Origin of the sequence: Enterobacter sp. R-1.6.2, assembly GCF_035064085.1 — a bacterium.
Classification (GTDB): domain Bacteria; phylum Pseudomonadota; class Gammaproteobacteria; order Enterobacterales; family Enterobacteriaceae; genus Enterobacter; species Enterobacter asburiae_B.
In genome coordinates, this window is record NZ_JASEYI010000042.1 from 1 (window position 1) to 17,793 (window position 17,793).

Below are 17,793 nucleotides of genomic sequence, written 5' to 3' on the forward strand. Positions count from 1 at the left end.
AATCGCTGGAGCTGCATGACAAGGTCATCGGGCATTATCTGAACATAAAACACTATCAGTAAGTTGGAGTCATTACCTAATATTGAAGAGCTTAATGAGGCACTTACAGCTCAAATACTTGATGACGGGTATGAGGATTTCTGGAAAGCAATACATGCTGATCAGCCCTGTTATGAAATTTTTAAAGGTATTGCAGGGGAAGGATTAACTGAGTCCACCCTTAAATGGCGCTTAAGAAAGTTAACAGCTTTAGCAAAAAAACTGAAAATCATACCAAACAAAAGATTCAAATATTAATTACTGTCATAACGTTAAAAAGTAGCGGATGCATTCCTCCGCTACTTAACTTACACTCAAGGAGCGATTATATTGAATATTTTCAAAGCCTGTGGGGGCATCAATGTCCGCTCTTCGCTCATAACGGACTGCGCTCACTTATTGCAGTGAGCGTTACCTTGTGTTTAATGCCAGCCTGGTATAGTCAGGTTGACAGTACCGGTTTCAGGCTTTCGTCATTAAAAACGGTTCCGGTCTTCAGGACGCCATAACACCAGTGCACCAGTTTCCGCATCAGCGCGCCAATGGCCACCATTTTAGGTTTACCCCGCAGGCACATCTCATCGTAAATATTACGCATTCGCTTATTGTAGATTTTTCCGCACAGGGCGGACATGTAAAGCTTCGCTCTCAACTGAGGGGGGCCGATTTTCGACATCCGCGGTCGGCGCCGGACCGATGTGCCTGAGCGTTTCTCGATCGGCACCACGCCCAGAAAGGCGGCAGCCTGCTCAGCCGATACAAAGTTATGGCTGCGAAGCACGACCAGCATATGCATCCCCTGCTGGGGACCAACCGATTTAATTGAGCTCAGCAGTGTATAATCACGCCTCAGTGCAGGGCTGGCTTTGATATGTGCTTTTATCTGCCGCTCGATATTACTTACCTCCTCGCGCAGAAGCTGCGCCATACGCCTGCAGGAACTGATAATATCTGCAGGTGTGTCTGTCGACAGGTATTTTTCCAGCCTGTTCTCCTCACGCAGGGCATCACCCAGCAGAACATCCCGCCGTCGCAGGAGTGCACCGAGATATCTGATTTCGGGTGCCGGCGGCTCCCAGCGGTGTGGCTTCTTAAGGAATGCGTAACAGGCCAGCATATACGCATCCACCTTATCCGTTTTTGTCATGATTCCCATGCCACGCGCAAACTCCCGACTACGGTGAGGGTTGGCCAGAGAAACCCGGAAACCGGCATCATGTAACTCAGTGGCCAGCTGTTCGTGATAAACACCGGTAGCTTCCATTACCACATGAACATCTTCCGGACCGCAGTGCTGAAGCCTGAGCCAGCGAAGAATATTTTCAACTGAATGTCTGTTATTCTGGATGTTACGGGTTTTTATGCGTCCTTTGATACCGTCATAAAGCATGCAAAGATCCAGGGTGTTTTTACTTACGTCAATGCCGACTGGAAACATGGTCAAACTCCTCTCACATAAACCGTCACGCCTGTTCGCCTTGTACATACGGAGTCGAGCTCCCGGTAACCGTTCAACCTGATGTGCTGGCGTGAAAGGAGAAGCGGAGGGCCATATGCTGCAAATCAAGGTTCAGTGGTGCAGACTTTTCTGACCTTAAGGGAAGGGGGCGGCTCACTCTGCTTCAGTGGTGGTAGCTAATCACCACAAACTGTTAGATACAAGCCACCGTGGCGGATGTCACCCAGGTCGACAAACTGCTGCACGGCGACGAGAACGTCGTCTGCGCCGATGACGGCTACACAGGCGTCGAAAAGCGCTCCGAGCATGCCGACCGAGAAGTGATCTGGCAGGTCGCAGCACGCCGCAGCACCTACAAGATGCTCGATAAACGCAGCGCCCTGTACAAAGCCAAGCGCAAGATCGAGAAGGCCAAGGAGCAAGTGCGAGCGAAGGTAGAGCCCCCGTTTCGCGTGATCAAGCGGCAGTTCGGCTACACCAAGGTACGTTTCCGAGGGCTGGTGAAGAACACTGCACAACTGGTGACGCTGTTTGCCCTGTCGAACCTATGGATGGCCCGCCGACATTTGCTGGCAAGCGCAGGAGAGGTGCGCCTGTAATGCGGAAAATGGCCGTCGCAAGGTGCTCGCGACGGCTGAAAGCACCGAAATGAGCGAGTGATCCGATCGTTTTTGATCGGTTCACCGCTTTCAAAATCAGCAGTGGCTGAAGTCAGCCGGAAATACAGGGCTACTTCAGACCATCCCTAGCTAGGGCTCGTAGTTCGGCGCAAGGCTGAAGTCGCTTGGCTGCTTCGCTGTGCAGATCCATGACCCACTTTCCATCAAACTCCCGGTTGTAGTTCCACAAGCATCTCGCGAGTCTTGCCGGCCCGCTCCACTAACAAGACCACAACATCTCCAACGTTCTTGTCGTCTAGCCGGGCCTGTAATGTGGTGACGTCGTCAACGGCGATACCGTCGATGCTGATAACGCGATCGCCGGGCACGATGCCGCCTGCGGTGACCTCGACGCCGACGAGCCCGGCCCTGTGCGCCGCCGAGCCCGGCGTCACGCGCAATACGAATACGCCCTTACTGCCGGTCAGCGCCTGCAGACGCGTGTTGAGCTGCTCATCCACCTCGATGCCCAGCGCCGGACGGATGTACTTGCCGGTCTTTATGAGTTGCGGCACCACGCGCATGACGGTATCGACCGGCACCGCAAAGCCTATGCCGGCCGAGGCGCCAGACGGACTGTAGATGGCGGTATTGATGCCGATCAGCCGCCCAGCCGAATCGAGCAGCGGGCCACCGGAATTGCCGGGGTTGATGGCGGCGTCGGTCTGGATCAGGTGATCGATGGCCGGGCCGCCCGCTTCTCCCGGCAACGAGCGGTCGAGCGCGGAGACGATACCAGTGGTGAGCGTCCAGTCCAGGCCGAAGGGGTTGCCGATAGCAAACACCTTCTGACCCACCTTGAGGTCGGCACTGGTGCCGACCGGCACGGCCGGCGGGCGCTTGAAACCGACGCCGATCTTGAGCACGGCGATGTCGTGCGCGGGGCTCGTCCCCACCAGCGCGGCCTGGTAGTCGCGGCCGTCGGCCAGTTTGACGGTGGCTTCGGACGCGCCCTGGATGACGTGGAAGTTGGTGACGACGTGGCCGGCGTCGTCCCAGATGAAGCCCGAGCCAGTGCCGCGCGGCACGGAGAACACGTTGCGCGTCCAGACATCGCGTACTAATTGCGCGGTGGTGATATAGACCACCGAGGCGCGCGATTTTTCGAACAGTTCGATGGTGGTTTTCTCGTCCGCCGCCAGATCGCCACGCGCCATCACGGTGCGTTCTGCTGCCTCGCGCGGACTGAACCAGGCCTCGATGGCGGGCAGAAACTGCCACAGCAGCATGAGCGCGGCAATACAGGCGGTGATGAAGAGCCAGCGCCGGACGAAGCGGTCCGGCGCGGGGCGTTGGTACGGGTCGAGATAGGCCATGAGACGTCTCCTGTTGATGGGCAATCAGCGCCACAGCCCGCTCGGGCGCCAGCGCGGTGGGCGCGTCGCCAAAGCGGATTCCGGCAAAAAATGGGGCGCGCGGAGTGGCAACGCTGATGCTGGCCCAGGCGCCAACGTCAGCAGGTGTGCGATGCGCTCTTGCGTTGCCGGACGCGTGCGCAAGCAGGAGGGCTCGGGATTGCCCCATCCCGGCCATAGCCAGGCACGCCAGGAGCGGCTGACCCGCTCGATTTTCGCCAGCGCGGACGCCAGCCCCTGCGGGTCGCCAGTCAGTTCCGCCGCAAGGCGGTCAGCGTCGAACTCACGCACGCGAGACAAGCCGAGCTGTGCGAGCAGGGCCAGTTGGGGCGATGCGGCCAATAACAATAGACCAGGCCAATAGACCTCCGCCGCGCCAACCAGCAGCGCGGGCAGGCTGAGCAGGATCGCGATCTGTCCCATAAGGGCCAGTAGGCACGTGAGGCGACTGACGGAATCCGCCAGCCCCATGACACGCAGATCCTCATTAGCGATGTGCGCGACCTCGCGCGCGAACACACCCGCCAGCTCGCGTGGGCTCAGGCTGCGCAGCAGGCCATCGGTGAGGGCGATCGATGCCTCCTGCTTCGATCCGGTGGCGAAGGCGTTGACGACGGCACTGGGCACATAGTGCGGCACCGGCGTGGCGGGCAAACCGGCACGGGCGGGCAGCTCGCGCAACAGGGCCCACATCTCGTGGGCTTGTTGCGGGTGCAAGGCCCGTACGCGGTACAGGCGCAAGCTCAGCGCCGACGCGGCTACCGGTTCCAGCAGCAACGCACCTGCAACGGCAAACAGCGCGAGCCACAGGCAGCCTTCCCCAAATGGCAGTCTCCCTGCTGCGGCTGCGATCCCGACCAGGGTCAGGACCAACAGCCCGGTCTGCAGGCGGTTGAGCCAGCGGTGTTGCAAGAGCGCAGTGCGCGGATCACTCGGATGATGACGGGTCATGCTCAGAGGTCTCGGCGGCGCGGTCGCCGCGCTTGCGCAGCAGCCAGTAGGTCGCACCCAGAGCCAGCGTGGCGCCTGCCAGCGCGGCTATCTTTGCGGGGCTCGCGTCGGAGTCGAGGATGACGAACTTGCGGGAGAGTGCGATCACCGCGATCAGGACCACCGTCTTAACCTGGATGATGCTGTCCCGACGCAGCGCCACGCGCACGATGGAATGCTTGAACTCCATCGCGATCAAGAGCGTCATGATCATGCCGAACACGCTCTGGAATACCTTGTGGTCCAGGGGATTGAAGGCATCGAGAACCAGCAGCGTGAAGACGATGGAGATGAGCTGGAACAGCGACACCATGATGATGACGGCGATCACCGCCGACAGCACGAGCGCGACGACCTGCTCGAAGCGCTCGTAAAAACTCATGATGGCCAATTGGTCACGCAAGACCTGAAATGGGTTAAGGCGTTTTGATTTCATGACTATGAACTCCCTGGAAAACGGCTGCTGTCGCGACGGCGGCGCATTGCGCTGATGTGTCCTTCAATCAACTCGGTCGACATGCCAAGCGTCGACATCACCTGTTCCGCCAGCCCAATAGCTGCGGCAAAGGATTGCTGATACACGCGCACGTTAGGCATGGCGCGAAATGCATCGGCCGCGGTCGTACTTCTGCATGACACCCACAAGGTTAGCGCCGGACGGCGCTCGGCAATCGCCTGGGCGATGCGCAACGCTTGCTGGGCATGGGCGAACGTTAGCACCACCAAGTGCGCATGCGTCAAGCCGGCAGCCAGCAAGGTATCGGGCCGACTGGCATCGCCATGGAACACCGGCGCGCCGGCGGCACGCGCGGCCTCTACCTTCTGCGCGTCCGCCTCCAGCAGCAGATGCGCCACGCCGGCGTGGCGAAGAATCTCGCTGACTGTCAGGCCAAGCTCGCCCGCGCCGCAAACGATGACATGGTCTCGATATCGCGTCGTCTGCGCGGCGATCTCGACTTCTTCAGCCTGGGGTGGCTGAATGACGCCGCCGGTGCGGCTCAAGAACCGGGCAAGTACATCGTGATGGCGGATCAGTAGCGGTGCCAGGGCCATGCTGAGCACCAGCGCGACCAGCATGGGTTGGACGACGGTCGCGGGGATCAGATGCTGCTGCAAGACCGTGCCCAACAACAGCAGGGCGAACTCGCCGCCGTGCCCCAACGCTATGCCCGTGCGCCAGGCATCGAGGGCGGACAGGCGCGTCGCCCGCAAGGCCAGCGTATTGAGCAGGATCTTGACCGGTACCAGCACCACCAGCCACGCCAGCACCGCCAGCGGTGCCGAAAGAATCTGTGCTGCGTCCAGTTGCAGGCCGATGGTCACGAAGAACACGCCCGACAACACATCGCGAAACGGCCTGAGGTGGCTTTCCATGTGGTGCCGGAAGTCGCTCTCGCCCAGCACCATCCCGGCGAGGAAGGCCCCCAGGGCGGCGGATACGCCGACCGCGTGCGCAGCAGCGGCGGCAGCCACCACCACGCACAAGGAGACGAGCACGAACGATTCCTCGTGGCCCCGCCGCGCCACCCAGCCCAGCAGGCCATGCAACAGACGGCGCGAGACGAGGGCCGCTGCCGCGAACAGCAGCAGCACACCGAATACTTCGAGCAGCACATGCTCGATCTTCGGCGACTCGCCGCGCGCCCAGATCGCCAGCAAGGCCAGCAGGGGCACGCTGGCCAGGTCCTGAAAGACCAGCACGGCGATGGCACTGCGTCCGTGGCGGGTGGTGAGCTCGCCTTGGTCGGCCAGTTGTCGGCTGACCAGCGCCGTGGACGACATGGCCGCCGCAGTGCCGAGCAGCGCGGCGCTCTGGCCGGGCTGCCCCAGCCACATCAATAGCAGGATCAGCGGCGGGGCCACGGCGATCATCTGCAGAGCGCCCGCCATCAGCACCGTCCTGCGGGCGAGCCAGAAGTCTCCGAGGGAGAATTCCAGTCCGACCATGAACAACAGCAGCGCCACGCCCAGCTCGGACAGAAAGCTCAGCGTCTCCCCCGGCGCGATCACGCCGATGACTGAGGGGCCCAGTACAACGCCGACAGAGAGATACCCCAGCAAGGCGGGCACTCTGAACGCCGCCGTGGCCATCGCCGCCAGGCTGCAAGCCGCCAGCAGGATTAGCGTAGTGCCGAGCAAGCCCTGCATCGGTCAGCGCCCCACTTGCGTCGACGTCCAGCGCAAGATGTCCTGCGCGCCCATCGCGCCGGCCTGACGGGCGATCTCCCGCCCACCCTGGAACAGGGCGAGCGTCGGGATGCTGCGGATACCGAACTGCGCGGCCAGGTGGGGCTCAGCCTCGGTATTCACCTTCGCCAGCCGGATCCTCGGTTCGAGCTGGTGCGCCGCTTGCTGGAACTGTGGCGCCATCATCTTGCACGGCCCGCACCATGGCGCCCAGAAATCGACCAGCAGCGGCAGATCGCTGCGCTCCACGTGGCGCGAGAACGTCGCCGTGGTCAACTCGATGGGCTCGCCCGTAAACAAGGGCTGCTGGCAGCGGCCACAGTTGGGATGTTCCGATAGCTTCGCAGTCGGTACGCGGTTGATGGACTGGCAATGCGGGCAGACGAGGTGAAGATCATTCTTCATGGTTCGCCTCCTTGGACCACAGTGAGGCTGCCTCGCTTCGGGTCACAGACAATGCCGACCAATCAACGCCTTGGAGCCAATCGTTCCCGTTTTTGCTTACTCCGGCCTCTTCCAGATGAGCAGCGATGAATGCTTCGGCCTGCATGAGCCACCTTCGGACAGCATCTTCCTTACTAGGAATCAGCAGGATTTCAGAGACGCTGCTGGCATTCAGCCCGTCCACACGGATAAGCAGAAAAATGCGCCGCCACAAACGCGGCATGTCCTTCAGCAGGTCAAATGCAAAAGCGAACTCGCTCGACCGATCAATCAGCTCCTCCTGTTCCGCGATCGTTGCGACATCGGGATGCTGACTGCCAGCGAAAATATCGGCCAGCTTGAGTGTGTCATCGTGCTGATAAAATTCGAAGATTTCCTCTTCCACCATGGCCTCGGCCACGTCTTGGGCATCCGGTTCGACCGGCGCGTCCAGAGAAACGAATTCGCCAAATTGCCGGCTGCTTGCCACTTCGTTATCCAGGACGGCGAACAGATGCTTCAAAAGACCGGTGTAAGCCTCTTTTTCCCCCGGCACGGATTGCCATTCCACCTTAGCTCGGACAATCGCTTCATCCACCACGTCGCGCAGCGTCGGATAATCGCGCGGTAAATCGCCGACGGCCCGCAGATAAGCCAGCTCACGCCTTGCGACAGCCTCAAGTTTCGACAGTAGAGGCATTCGGGTCACCTCGGCCTCATGGGCGGCTGATGCGGGTTTTGCGGCAATCCGCACCTTGAGCTCGCGCAAGCGCTCGCGTCGTGCTTTGCGCTTGATTTGATCCTGAGCATGCAGTCGGTCAAAATGCTTCTTGGCCTGACGGAACAACGACTGTGCGAGCATCTGCGCGAGGGGCGTCAGCTCGTCATGTGATGCAGTAACGCTGACAATCTTTTTGCCGGGCAGGTGCATATAGCCACTGGCCAGAAATTGCCGCTTGATCTTGTCGCGATCAAGGACGATTTGAAGTCGCGCTGAATCTTTAGTGTGTTTGTCGAGCAATGGCTTGAGGGCGTGCTCGATCACATTTCCCAAAGCTCTCTGCCAAGGTTCATGAAACTCTTTGTCGATAGCTCGATAGCTATATTGTATCTGCATGTATGACTCCTTCGATGTCATTTCTATGGAGGCATGAATCGAGGATGCTCATATCCATAGATTTTGGTTTGGCACGCTCTTACCCCAGGCGCGTTTTGCGAAGATTCCAACTCAAGAACAAAAGCGTGACGCCATAGACTGCCGCATGGAAACCCAACAGCCAGCCTGCGGCCACGAATGACTCGACCGGACGGGTAAAAAATATCCACAAGACGATAGCACCAAGGATAATCGAGAGCAGTCCACTGAGGGCAAGCCAGATTTCACCCTTGATTTCCCGACGCAGCCGAACGGCGGCGGATATCTCCAGCACACCGGTGAAAATCGCCCAGAAGCCCACGCTAGCCCATAAAAAAGAAGCCAAGACTATCGTGGCGACCCAAGGAGCAACCAGGACGACGACGCCCGTAAGTATGCCGACAATGCCGCTGAACAGCAGCCAGCCCCAGCGCTCTTTTTTCTGGATATGGCGCACCGCTGCAAACAAGTTGAACGCGCCATTGACCAAGGAAAATGCGCCGAACATGATGGTCATGGCCAACAGAGCCGATTGTGGCATCCAGAACGCGAGGGCTGCAAAAATCAATGCCAAGACACCGCGCAGCACAAAAAGCCACCAATTTTGGCTCAGCGAACACAGTGCTTTGGTGGGGTCATCCGCACTGGAATTGGCGATGGTGTCTGTGTTCATGCAATATCTCCTAAAGATCTATACAAAATAAAAAATCAAACACTCATGGGACAAGAGAGGGGGTGCTATGCGCCCCCTCTCCAGCGGTTTCAGAACAACCTGGACAGTTTTGCCTTGACTTCATCGAGCCAGCCTTTTCCGCAGCCTCCCCCTCCCGTCTTTTCCTTGATTTTCTTGAGTTCAGCGTACAGGGGCTCAAAGTCCTTCCTTTTTCCATAGCCCAGCAGTTCTGCCATTTCCAACTGCTGCCGGGCTTCGTTCAACAATGTCTCCAGGCGCTCATTGGATGCTTCGCTGCGCTGACCATCTTCTACCAGGGGCTCGGCGCGCTTCAGGAGCAGCTTCGCACGCAGGACGGGCAGCGGAAGCACGCTGCGCTCCTCGACCAGCGTGCTGAGCGCTGACTGCAGCGCGGCTTTGGCTTCTTCGATCTTGCCCTGATCGATCAGCGGCACGACTGCCTTCACGGCTGCGGGATAGGACGCCAAAGGGATGTTGGTGACCGTGATCACGATTTCACTGGCCAGCAAAGCCAGCATGTGGCGAGCCTGTTGCACCTCGCCATGTTTGAGGGCATCCAGCGCCTCGTCGGTCATCGCCTCAATGGTTTCCGTGTTGGCGAACAAGTCGTGCACGATGGTGCGCACATCAACGCCGGCCAGGGCGAGCGTGGGTTCGCGCGCGACGATCAGCTCCAGCTTTCCCGTCACTTCGGCCAGCGTTGCCAATGCGCGTGCAGTGTCCTTGCCGTCAAGTGCGGCCAGCGCTGATTTGGTCAGCGACAAGGCCGAGACTGCCTCATCGAGGACTTGTTTACGTTTGTCTGCCGCCTGCGAGTCCGTTTCTTTCTGAACCTCAGGCTGTACCTCCGTGACGACTTCAGGCTTGGACTCTGGACTGACAGGAAGGCTGCTTACCGCGGCCTGTTCGTTTTTTCCTTCGTTCGTCGCATTGGGATTTGGTGTTTGCTCATTCATGGTGATATGCCTCGTATGAGATAGTGAAAATAGGCGAATCTATTGGGGCTGAATGCGAACATCGCGAGACTGACCGACAGAGCAGTCAGCCCCTTCATCACCTCAAAACAGCTTTTGGATGCGCGTCTTCAACTCGTCGAACCATCCCTTGCCGCTTTTGCCACCAGCTGACTTTTGCTCAATGGACTTCACCTGATCGAAGATGGGTTTGAAGTCCGCCTTCTTGCCATAACCCAGGATCTGCGCCATCTCGATCTCCGTGCGCACGGACGACAGCAAGGTGCTGAGCTCCTCGTTCTGCCTGGCATCGCGCCTGTCGGTCTCGGCCAGCTTTTCAGCTTTTGCCATCGCGGCTTCGGCCCGTAGCACGGGCAGAGGAAAGGCGACCGAGGTCACCACCAGCGTGTTCAGTGCTCGGGCGAGTTCCGCTTTGGCGTTGTCGATCTTGCCGCTGTCGATGAGCCGTGCGGCCGACTTGATCGCTGCCGGGTACGTTGCCATCGGAAGGTTGTCGGTTTCGATTACGATTTCGCTGGCCAGATTGGCAACGATGGGCCGGGCCTTTTGCACCTCGCCATCACTCAACAACTCCCGAGACAACTTGACCGCTTTCTTTACCGATTCCACGTTGGCGTGGATATCGTGGGTGATGACGCGTACATCGACCGGCGCCAAAGCAAGTTTAGCGTCGCGTGCCAATACCAGTTCCAGCTTTCCGCTGGCCAGTTCCAGCGCAGCAAGCGCCTCCTTGGTCTTGTTTGCATCAAGGAGGGTCAAAGCCTCCTGGGTCTTGGTGAGCGCCGTGATGGCGTCTTGAGTGAGCTCGGCACGCTTTTTATCGGCTTCCCGGGCGGCCTTGTCATCTACCTGTGGCTGTGCCGCCTTGGATGCGGCAGAGGGTGCTGCAGCACCTGGGCTAGAACCTGCCGCCGATTGGGCCAGAGCCGGTCCGCTCAGTCCGACGACGACCGCCAGGGCAAGTGCGGAGAAGGTGTATTGTGGCTGTTTGATATTCATGATCTTGGGCTCCTGATTGAAGTTAGTTGACTGAGATTTCAATCTGTTTCGGTTTGTCTTGCTCGGCCTTGACAAGCCGCACTTCCAGCACGCCGTCTTTCATGGAAGTCGTCACCTTGGTCGGATCAACGTTGTCAGGCAAGACAAAGCTGCGCACAAAGCGGCCATAGGCACGTTCGATGCGGTGGAACTTCTTGCCCTGCTCCTCTTTTTCCAGTTTGCGCTCGCCGCTGATGGTGAGCACACCGTTTTCCGCGCTGACGCGCACGGCATCCCTGGGGACCTCCGGCAGATCCAGCTTGAGGAGGAATGCGTTCTCATCCTCGCTGATGTCCGCCATTAGAGCCCAGTCCGCCGTGGTCTTGGCTTCGTTGCCGGTACGGGCGCCCTGTCGCTGGGGTATTCGTCCGAACATCGTCGCCAGGCGGTTTTGCAATTCATCCAGTTCCCGGAAGGGGTCCCACGGAGTCAATGCAGACATATCGGTTCTCCTTGAACAATGCCGACGAATTGGATGACGCACTGAACAGAGCCGTCGGTTTACTCTGAATGGCAGCTACTACTGTTTTCAGTTCCGAACAAGTCCTTGAGTCAATTGACGGATATCGCTTTCGTCGAGCGTTTCCCGCGCCAGCAGCTCGCGCGCACAGCGCTCCAGCACCGCGCGGTTGATGTCGAGAATCCGGTAGGCGCGCTCGAACACGCCCATCACGATGTCGCGGATAGCCTGATCGATGCGCGCCTGGGTCGATTCGGCCACCCGGCAACAGCCTTGGCCAGCAATGTCTTGCCGGTGCCCGGTGGGCCGACCAGCAACACGCCCTTGGGAATGCGCGCCCCGAGACGGCCATAGTCCTGCGGATTCTTCAGGAAATCGACGATCGCGACCAGCTCCGCCATGGCCTCATCCCCCCCCCCCGCCACATCGGCGAACGTCACACCGGTGTTCTTTTCCACGAACACCTTGGCGCGGCTCTTACCGATGTTGAGAAACCCGCCCATGCCCTGCTTCTCGGCGAAGCGGCGGAACAGGAAGAACCAGACGCCAAAGAAGGATACCGCTGGCAGGATCCACGACAGCACATCGCTCAGCCAGGTGCTCTCCAACACGCGGGCATAGGGTACGTCGTACTTCGACAGGCGATCGGCAAGATCGGGTTCGACCCTCGTTGCCACGATCGTCGTCTTGCCCCGGCTGTCCGGCGACTTCAGGCGCCCGGTCACCGTACGATCCGACACCAGCACTTCGGCCACGCGCCCCTCGTCCAGCGCCTTCTCGAACTCGCTGTAGGGCACCGGCTCGACGGTTTTCGCCGTCTGCCAGTAGCTCTGCAAACTCAGCAACAGCAGGAGGGCAACGATCCAGTAGCCGGTATTCCATTGATTCTTTTTTCCATGGACCGTGTTCCTCGAAAGTCGAGTTGCCAGAGGATCAGGTGAACAGACGGGCCGCACCGTCACGCAAACGGATGGCCAGCGAGCGGGAGCGCAGTGCCGCCGCTGATGAGCAGCCCCCACGGCGTGGCCGACCGCGGATCACGCTTGTAGACGACCGCCACCGCGATCGATGCCAGGGAGGCTGCCCATGCCAGGCTGATGGAGTCGGACACGGCAGCCTCGCCCGCCATCAAGATGCGTCGCTCGCCGACTTCTTCTTGCTCGAGTCTTTGCCAGCGTCGCCGTGCGGCGTCTCGGTCGCCTTCGCGACATCCGGCTGCTCCGGCTCGGCCGGGGTCTGCGGTGGCTCTTTGCGTTCGAACACCACGCGTTCGGCCTTGTCGTCCCAGCGTGCGCTGGCGTGATCGCCCTTGCCGATGCCGCCACCGAGCATCTCGCGCGCCAGCGCAGTTTCCAGCTCGCTGCGGATCAGGCGCTTGAGTTCACGCGCACCGAACTCGGGCTTGTAGCCTTCTTCCGCGAAATGGTCGATCAGCGTCTGATCGAAAGTGAGCGTCACGCCCTGGCTGGCGGCGCTGCGCGCCACGCGATCGAGCTGCAGGCCGACGATGTGGCGGATCTCCTCCTTGCCCAGCGCATGGAAGACGATGATCTCGTCGATGCGGTTGAGGAACTCGGGCCGGAAGTGGCCGCGCAGCACGTCCATGACCTCGGCCTTGGTCTTTTCGTACTCCTCGCCAGCCGCCTCACGCGCCTTCAGCCGTCGCTGGATGATGTCCGAACCCAGGTTGGACGTGGCGATGATGATGGTGTTGGTGAAATCCACCACCCGGCCCTTGCCGTCGGTGAGGCGACCGTCGTCGAACACTTGCAGCAGGATGTTGTAGACGTCAGGGTGTGCCTTCTCGATCTCGTCGAGCAGCAGCACGCTGTAGGGCTTGCGCCGCACCTTCTCGGTGAGCTGACCGCCTTCGTCGTAACCGACATAGCCCGGAGGCGCGCCCACCAGCCGCGCCACGGTATGGCGTTCGCCATATTCCGACATGTCGATGCGCAACAGGGCGTGCTCATCGCCGTAGATCGATTCGGCCAATGCCTTGGCGAGCTCGGTCTTGCCCACCCCGGTCGGGCCCAGAAACAGGAAGGTAGCCACCGGTTTACTGCCTTCGCGCAGGCCGGCGCGGGATAGCCGCACGGCATCGGCCACGGCACGGACCGCCTCGTCTTGTCCCACCAGGCGCTCGTGCAGCCGTTGTTCCAAGTGCAGCAGCTTTTCGCGCTCTTCCACCGTCAACTCGTTGACCGGGATGCCGGTCAGGCGCGAGACAACCTGCGCCACGTGTTCCGCCTTGACCTCGGCACTGCCGGAGGCCCGCTCCCGCTCCCAGTCCTCGACGAGCTTCTTGAGCTCGGCCTCCTTGGCTTCGATGCGCTTGCCGAGCTCGGCGGCCTGGTCGTACTGCTTGCGCGCGGCCACGTAATCCTGTTCACGCCGTAGCTGGTGCAGTTCGGACTCCAGCTCCTGCACGGCCACCGGCCGGGCCGTGGCCGACAGCTTCACGCGCGCGGCCGCCTGGTCGAGCAGGTCGATCGCCTTGTCCGGCAGGAAGCGCGCCGTGATGTAGCGGTCGGACAACTCGGCCGCCGCGATGATCGCGTCCTCGGAGATGCTGACCTTGTGGTGCGCCTCGAAGGTGTCGCGCAGGCCGCGCAGAATCATGATGGTCTGGGCCACCGTCGGCTCGGGCACCGTCACCGGCTGGAAGCGCCGCTCCAGTGCGGCATCCTTCTCGATGTATTTCTGGTACTCGTTCAGCGTCGTGGCGCCGATCAGGTTGAGTTCACCGCGCGCCATCATCGGTTTGAACACGTTGGCCACGTCCAGCCCGCCTTCGCCACCGCCCTGGCCGGCACCGACGATGGTGTGCACCTCGTCGATGAACAAAATCAGCTCGCCCTGGTGCTCGGTCACCTCCTTCAGCACCTTCTGCACGCGCTCCTCGAACTCGCCGCGATATTTGGCGCCGGCCACCATGGCGTTGATGTTGAGTTCCACCAGGCGCTTGTCGCGCAAGGTCTCGGGCACTTCACCCGCCACCATGCGCTGCGCCAGCCCTTCGACGATGGCGGTCTTGCCCACACCCGGCTCGCCGATCAGCACCGGGTTGTTCTTCTTGCGCCGGGCCAGCACCTCGATGGTGGTTTCGATCTCCTGCGCGCGGCCGATCACCGGGTCGAGCTTGCCGTCGCGCGCCATCTTGGTCAGGTCGCGCGAGTACTTGTCGAGTTCTGGCGTGTTGGTCGGCGTCTCAGCGCGGCCATCCTCGGCGCCCTTGCCGACCACCTTGCTGACCTGTTGGCGCAGCGCCTGCGGCGTCAGGCCGTAGCGGCGCAGCAGGTTGGCGGCCAGCCCTTCGCCTTCCTCGGCCAGACCGATCAGGAAATGCTCTGGACCGACATAAGAATGGCCGAGTTCATTGGAGGCCACGAAGGCGCGGCTGAGCGCATCCTTCACGCGCGGCGACACGCCGATCTCGCCCTCGAAGGGCTTGTCCCCGCGCTTGGCCTCAGACTCGATCTGCCGCTTGAGGTCATCGACCTTGATCTTGAACTGACCCAGGATGGTCTTGACCACGTCGCTGTCGGCCAGCGCCAGCAGCAGATGTTCGGTATCCACCTCGGAGCGGCCAAATTCGGCAGCGTGTTTGGCGGCCTCCTGCAGCAAGGCTTCCGACTGTTCGCTGATGCGGCTGGCCAACCCACTGCCGCGACGGCGCGGCGCACCCGAACCTGCGGTGGCGGGCTCGCCAAACGAGGCATCGACCACGTCATCGGTATCGGCGGCAACTGGCGTCGCGTCTTCGCCGATGCGGAAGAAGTCACTGCCGAGGAAGTCCTCGAACAGGCCGCTGCGCGAGCCGAACAAGGCTTCCAGCGGCGAAACGGTGCGCTTTTGCTGGCGCACTAATTGCCGGTAATGGTCGTCGCACAACAGCATGGTGCTGTTACGACCGTTGAGATTGGCTTCTACCCGCATGGTGGCGGGTTGGCCGCAGACCTGGCATTGTTTTCTGGCCATGCTGATGCTCCTGAGAAGGTTGACAAGGTTGAGGCGACGAGGCATCGCGAGCCGCGACTCCTCGTCTCGTGCCGGGTTTTTCTTGTGACGAACGAGCCTGCGACGTCAGCCGTTGATCGGGATCGAGCGTCCCTGCTTCGGCGCGCTGACCTCGCGCTTGTCGATCGTGACCGTGAGCACCCCGTTCTTGAACGATGCCTTGATCGAATCCTGGTTGGCGTCGTCAGGCAGGTTCAAGGCACGCTGAAAGCTGCCGTAGGAGCGCTCCACACGGTGGAAGCCACCTTCCTTCTTCTCCTGTTCCTGGCGCTTCTCGCCACGCACCATCAGCACGTCGTTGTCGAGAGTTATCTGGATGTCCTTCTCCTCGACACCGGGCACTTCCAGGGTAATCTTGTACTGCTTGTCGGTTTCCTGGATGTCCAGGGCCGGCTTCAGCATGCCCGACCAATCGGATGGCCACTGCGGCATGTTCAACGCCGGAAAACCGAAGCCCCGGAATGCGTCATCGAACAGCCGGTCGATTTCCCGATGCAGTTGCAGGATCGGGCTGACTGGCCCGCTCGCCGCTGGCAGGTCATTGCGCTGCACCGGCAGGGAAGAGACGGTCTGCTGCTCTTGCTGCTCGTTCTTGAACCAGTTCCAGGGAGCCAACTTCTTGAAATCGATGTCCATGCCATACCTCCAGAAAAATTGGAAAACGAGTTACTCAAGCCCTTTGCCTGCTGTGACGGGCAGTGCGCCCAGGCGACACGGGCTGCTCGGATGACTTCTGCTGTTCACGCTTGCGCATCACCTCCTTCTTTGCTCCGGCTCGGGTCTGATCATTGATGCACTGATCGATTTCACTTTGACGAAGCCGCCACGTCCCGCCCATCTTGAAAGCCGGAATTTCCCCGTGTGCGGCGAGCCGATAAAGCGTCCGCTTGCCGACTTTCAAGTACGCAGCCAATTCATCGAGCGTGAAAATCACCTGTAGGTGCGCTTTCATCCCTGTAGGTGCGCTTTCATCTCACCCTCTCCAATCGCGTCGCTTTGCGGTTCCGGCCAAGGAAATCCTTGCAATACTTTGTAATATTAGACCTACTATGAATAACTTCAAGAGTCAATGTGCAGCGTTCTCCCGCCCCATTGATGCAGGTCAACTGCTCAGGCAAGGCACAGGGGGGCGGCCTGATCAGGCAATGGACAGCGCCTGGCTCCTCAGCCTGCGTGTGCCACAGGCGCCTCGATCAAACACCGATCCTCACGTTGTAGCCGAGTGCCCGCAGCCCCTTGCTCGTCTGCATGTTCCTTGGCGGAAACTCGTCTGGGCGCGCCCAGACGACGATTTCCCCGAGGCTGCTCAGGCCAACGTGCGGAATTGCCCAGTCGTCGCTGCGGATCGCGTTCCAGAGTCGGGCCGAAACACTTCCGTTGCCCCAGACAACGTAGTTCAACAGTATCCGTCCGGCCAACACACCTTCCCGACACCGCCGCCGAAGGCCATGGCCCATCAAGCGGATTTTCCATGCGCCCTCAGCGCCGTACCTACAGCAAATCTTTCAAGGCTCAGGTCATTCAGGAGTGTTCTGAACCCGGTGCCTCCATCGCAAACATCGCCTTGGGCTACAGCCTCAATGCCAACCTCGACCACAAATGGATTCGGCTGCCTACCCAGAAAACCACGGCTATCCAGCCAGCGTTCATCCCGTTGCCTTCTCAAATGCTCGGCGTGGGTTCGCATACTCAAGCGCGCTGCTGCGATCATGAGTTTGATCCAGTCGGCCCGTAATAATGGGCACGATCCGTATGCCTATCTCAAGGATGTGCTGACACGGTTGCCGTCCCTGTAACAGCCTGAAGTTGACCTGGGTAATCAAATACCGGTGTAGTGATTAGGAAACAGGGCTCGGATAACATCATGGCGCAGGTCATTGAACCTACTAACGACGCCGGATATATGGTCGCAAACCACATCGAACTAGTACTTGCATCACCCGGGGCGTCCTGAAGTGGTTTACTGAATTTGGCCACCTGAACAGAGGTGATATGCTCACCTCAGAACAACACAGGTGTCATAATGAAAAAAAAGAAATTTCAGCGCAGAGTTTAAACGCGAATCCGCTCAACTGGTCGTTGACCAGAACTACACCGTGGCAGATGCAGCCAGCGCTATGGATGTCGGCCTTTCCACAATGACGCGATGGGTGAAACAATTACGTGATGAACGGCAGGGCAAAACACCAAAAGCCTCCCCCATTACCCCGGAACAAATTGAAATCCGTGAGCTCAGGAAAAAGCTACAACGTATTGAAATGGAAAATGAAATATTAAAAAAGGCTACTGTAGATTCAATCTGTCAATGCAACACCCCTTTCAATTATCTCTTTCGGTGTTTTGAACTTCAGTGTCTTTCTCGG

Annotated in this window: 20 protein-coding genes and 4 pseudogenes; 6 read left to right on the top strand and 18 right to left on the bottom strand. The window is 59.8% G+C overall.

What is annotated here, in order from left to right; genetic code table 11:
• Both QMN93_RS26290 and QMN93_RS24375 read left to right on the top strand, forming a co-directional pair.
• On the top strand, positions 1-62 hold a 62-nt coding region (locus QMN93_RS26290), incomplete at its 5' end, for an IS1 family transposase (RefSeq protein ID WP_072058478.1).
• A 1-nt stretch (position 63) separates the two neighbouring features.
• A complete protein-coding gene (locus tag QMN93_RS24375) occupies positions 64-297 on the top strand; it encodes a hypothetical protein (protein ID WP_248352130.1) in 234 nt (77 codons plus the stop codon).
• A 184-nt stretch (positions 298-481) separates the two neighbouring features.
• Here QMN93_RS24375 and QMN93_RS24380 read toward each other — a convergent pair whose 3' ends face one another.
• Positions 482-1,477 carry an IS110 family transposase gene (locus QMN93_RS24380; RefSeq protein WP_058800017.1) on the bottom strand — a complete coding sequence of 332 codons (996 nt, stop codon included), beginning with the start codon at positions 1,475-1,477 and terminating at the stop codon, positions 482-484.
• Positions 1,478-1,707: 230 nt separating this feature from the next.
• Here QMN93_RS24380 and QMN93_RS24385 point away from each other — a divergent pair.
• Positions 1,708-2,097: pseudogene (locus QMN93_RS24385) on the top strand (transposase); the annotation flags it as partial.
• Between the two features lie 224 nt (positions 2,098-2,321).
• On the opposite strand, the gene QMN93_RS24390 reads toward QMN93_RS24385, so the two are convergent.
• The 16 genes and pseudogenes from QMN93_RS24390 to QMN93_RS24465 form a co-directional block, all read right to left on the bottom strand.
• A complete protein-coding gene (locus QMN93_RS24390) occupies positions 2,322-3,473 on the bottom strand; it encodes a S1C family serine protease (RefSeq protein WP_000323730.1) in 1,152 nt (383 codons plus the stop codon).
• A 24-nt stretch (positions 3,474-3,497) separates the two neighbouring features.
• Positions 3,498-4,463 (bottom strand): zinc metalloprotease HtpX, encoded by a 966-nt coding sequence (locus QMN93_RS24395; protein WP_108090232.1) that lies wholly within the window; start codon positions 4,461-4,463, stop codon positions 3,498-3,500.
• Positions 4,441-4,938 (bottom strand): heat resistance protein PsiE-GI, encoded by a 498-nt coding sequence (psiE-GI, locus tag QMN93_RS24400; RefSeq protein WP_001514138.1) that lies wholly within the window; start codon positions 4,936-4,938, stop codon positions 4,441-4,443. Before psiE-GI ends, QMN93_RS24395 begins: the two co-directional genes overlap by 23 nt.
• 2 nt (positions 4,939-4,940) lie before the next feature.
• Positions 4,941-6,650: a heat resistance system K+/H+ antiporter KefB-GI gene (kefB-GI, locus tag QMN93_RS24405; protein WP_323630737.1), complete on the bottom strand. Its 1,710-nt coding sequence runs from the start codon at positions 6,648-6,650 to the stop codon at positions 4,941-4,943.
• Positions 6,651-6,653: 3 nt separating this feature from the next.
• Positions 6,654-7,094: a heat resistance system thioredoxin Trx-GI gene (gene trx-GI / locus QMN93_RS24410; protein WP_323630738.1), complete on the bottom strand. Its 441-nt coding sequence runs from the start codon at positions 7,092-7,094 to the stop codon at positions 6,654-6,656.
• Positions 7,084-8,229, bottom strand: coding sequence for a hypothetical protein (locus QMN93_RS24415; RefSeq protein WP_004118192.1), 1,146 nt, complete (start codon positions 8,227-8,229; stop codon positions 7,084-7,086). Before QMN93_RS24415 ends, trx-GI begins: the two co-directional genes overlap by 11 nt.
• Positions 8,230-8,308: 79 nt before the next feature.
• Positions 8,309-8,920 carry a heat resistance membrane protein HdeD-GI gene (gene hdeD-GI, locus QMN93_RS24420; RefSeq protein ID WP_096835082.1) on the bottom strand — a complete coding sequence of 204 codons (612 nt, stop codon included), beginning with the start codon at positions 8,918-8,920 and terminating at the stop codon, positions 8,309-8,311.
• 89 nt (positions 8,921-9,009) lie between these two features.
• Positions 9,010-9,897: a heat resistance protein YfdX2 gene (gene yfdX2, locus QMN93_RS24425; RefSeq protein ID WP_058800014.1), complete on the bottom strand. Its 888-nt coding sequence runs from the start codon at positions 9,895-9,897 to the stop codon at positions 9,010-9,012.
• A 102-nt stretch (positions 9,898-9,999) separates the two neighbouring features.
• The gene (gene yfdX1, locus QMN93_RS24430) at positions 10,000-10,914 is read right to left on the bottom strand and encodes a heat resistance protein YfdX1 (protein WP_015065597.1); all 915 of its coding nucleotides are present in this window, start codon (positions 10,912-10,914) and stop codon (positions 10,000-10,002) included.
• 22 nt (positions 10,915-10,936) lie between these two features.
• Positions 10,937-11,395: a small heat shock protein sHSP20-GI gene (gene hsp20-GI, locus QMN93_RS24435; RefSeq protein ID WP_015065596.1), complete on the bottom strand. Its 459-nt coding sequence runs from the start codon at positions 11,393-11,395 to the stop codon at positions 10,937-10,939.
• A gap of 87 nt (positions 11,396-11,482) precedes the next feature.
• Positions 11,483-11,623, bottom strand: coding sequence for an ATP-dependent metalloprotease FtsH (locus QMN93_RS24440; RefSeq protein WP_023205099.1), 141 nt, complete (start codon positions 11,621-11,623; stop codon positions 11,483-11,485).
• Positions 11,574-12,342 (bottom strand): annotated as a pseudogene (locus QMN93_RS24445) (ATP-dependent metallopeptidase FtsH/Yme1/Tma family protein); the annotation flags it as partial. The pseudogene QMN93_RS24445 and the gene QMN93_RS24440, both read right to left, overlap by 50 nt.
• A gap of 199 nt (positions 12,343-12,541) precedes the next feature.
• On the bottom strand, positions 12,542-15,391 hold the full coding sequence (gene clpK, locus QMN93_RS24450; protein ID WP_108090230.1) for a heat shock survival AAA family ATPase ClpK: 2,850 nt from the start codon (positions 15,389-15,391) through the stop codon (positions 12,542-12,544).
• A 105-nt stretch (positions 15,392-15,496) separates the two neighbouring features.
• Entirely contained in the window at positions 15,497-16,066 is a 570-nt protein-coding gene (hsp20, locus tag QMN93_RS24455) for a small heat shock protein sHSP20 (protein ID WP_004118809.1), read from the bottom strand.
• 34 nt (positions 16,067-16,100) lie between these two features.
• A complete protein-coding gene (locus QMN93_RS24460; RefSeq protein ID WP_032652852.1) occupies positions 16,101-16,382 on the bottom strand; it encodes a helix-turn-helix domain-containing protein in 282 nt (93 codons plus the stop codon).
• Between the two features lie 241 nt (positions 16,383-16,623).
• Positions 16,624-16,887, bottom strand: coding sequence for a hypothetical protein (locus QMN93_RS24465; protein WP_001295708.1), 264 nt, complete (start codon positions 16,885-16,887; stop codon positions 16,624-16,626).
• Between the two features lie 14 nt (positions 16,888-16,901).
• On the opposite strand from QMN93_RS24465, the gene QMN93_RS24470 reads away from it, so the two are divergent.
• The 3 genes and pseudogenes from QMN93_RS24470 to QMN93_RS24480 form a co-directional block, all read left to right on the top strand.
• Complete coding sequence (locus QMN93_RS24470; RefSeq protein ID WP_004118209.1) at positions 16,902-17,165, top strand: transposase; 264 nt, start codon at positions 16,902-16,904, stop codon at positions 17,163-17,165.
• Positions 17,110-17,226 (top strand): annotated as a pseudogene (locus QMN93_RS24475) (transposase domain-containing protein); the annotation flags it as partial. The gene QMN93_RS24470 and the pseudogene QMN93_RS24475, both read left to right, overlap by 56 nt.
• A gap of 276 nt (positions 17,227-17,502) precedes the next feature.
• Positions 17,503-17,712, top strand: a pseudogene (locus QMN93_RS24480) (transposase); the annotation flags it as partial.
• Positions 17,713-17,724: 12 nt separating this feature from the next.
• Here QMN93_RS24480 and QMN93_RS24485 read toward each other — a convergent pair.
• A partial coding sequence (locus QMN93_RS24485) for a hypothetical protein (protein ID WP_223720289.1) occupies positions 17,725-17,793 on the bottom strand: 69 nt, incomplete at its 5' end.